2 protein-coding genes are annotated in these 1,447 nt (G+C 44.8%); both read right to left on the minus strand.

Annotated elements, in window-relative coordinates:
- Nucleotides 1–258: 258 nt before the first annotated feature.
- The gene (locus C7R94_RS28215) at nt 259–465 is read right to left on the minus strand and encodes a ferredoxin (RefSeq protein ID WP_047068940.1); all 207 of its coding nucleotides are present in this window, start codon (nt 463–465) and stop codon (nt 259–261) included.
- A gap of 103 nt (nt 466–568) precedes the next feature.
- Nucleotides 569–1,447, minus strand: an 879-nt coding sequence (locus C7R94_RS28220; RefSeq protein ID WP_106785875.1) for a hypothetical protein, incomplete at its 5' end; no start/stop codon positions are given.

Consider the following 1,447-nt stretch of genomic DNA (forward strand, 5'->3'; position numbering starts at 1 on the left):
TTCGTGAATAATGCTTGTTTTTATGCTGGAAACACATCGGAAATAACCAAAACACGAACATTAAGATATTGACATCACAAAAAATGGAAAAAACGCATTTTAATGTTCGGTTTTTGCTGTTGCTTTATCTTATCGAAAAATCACAAAAGAAAGAACGGGAAGTTGTCGATCATCGGTTTACGGGAGGGGGAGGGCATAATGAAAAACCTCTTACATACCGGAGTACGTAAGAGGTCTCTTCCATTAGTAGATGGAATACTATTCCACTTTAATAGAGTCGGTCGGGCATCCTTCAGCAGCATCACGAACATCGTCATGCAGGATATCCGGGATTTCAACACTGTTAGAGTTGTCATCCAACTTGTTGAACGCAAGGCCCTCATCGTCGTAATCAAAGACGTCAGGAGCCGTGGCGCCACAAGCACCGCAAGCAATACAAGTATCTTTATCTACCCATGTAGTCATCGTGGTTTCACCTCCCATACCGAAGTGGTACGTCCACTATCATAGACCATTGTATGCTCTTGGTGACAAGATTTCAAGATTGAATCAGTCTAAAAATGTACGACTACTTATAAAGAGGGATTTCAGGTGCCTTCAGCACGGAGTAGAGCTGTGTATTCAAGCGTTTAAAATCTCCCGCAGATACTGCATCTGTCGCGTTTAAAATCTTCACGGCAGCGGCTAAATCCTTGATTCCTAGTGCTTGAACTTCGTTAGATGCGATGAGCAAATCAAGTCTTGCAGTCAGGTCCTCAGGATTATAGCTGCTCCATTGATTGCTCGCTGACATGGCAACAGCTGCGAGATAGGTGCGGTAATGGAACGGATACTGCTTCCATTGCGCGGTGTTAACGGTCCCAGGTACTTGCTTCGGCATGGCTTGTTTCACCACATAAGCCGATTCCCATGACGCGATGGAGTGATACACCATTTCTTGTGCCGTTAGCCAGTTATTTTGGAAAAGCGTCAGGTTAGCTCCAATGGAAGCAGGCGTAGCATTATTTTGATCGGAACGAATCTGCTCCATACTATCCAAATACGCCCGTACACTGTTCGTAAAAGTGGTGTGAGCTTGTCTCAGCATGGGGGACGTCGGCAGGGGAACGTTTTTCTCCAGCTCTTTCCTTGTCTGGTCAGCTAATTTGCTGAGCTGCTTCAAGCCTTCAGTCCGTTCACTTTCGCTCATTTGATTCCATTTACCCATCGTATCAAAATGTGCTTGCTTCAGATCAAGAAGCGGTGCATAAACGGCATAGTAAAATCGGATAAAGTCCTGTTCGTTGTACAGCTTTTGCTCACGCAGCAGTTTTTCTTTTTCGGCTTCCTTTTTCTCAGCTTCGAGTACGGCGGCTTGTTCCGACTCTAATTGTGTCTTCATATAGTGGGCCCCGAAAAAAAATCCACCAACTGTGCATGCAAGTGTTATGATGATCATGTACGCCAT

It is taken from the genome of Brevibacillus sp. NRRL NRS-603 (assembly GCF_003013445.1).
Taxonomy (GTDB): Bacteria; Bacillota; Bacilli; order Brevibacillales; family Brevibacillaceae; genus Brevibacillus; species Brevibacillus formosus.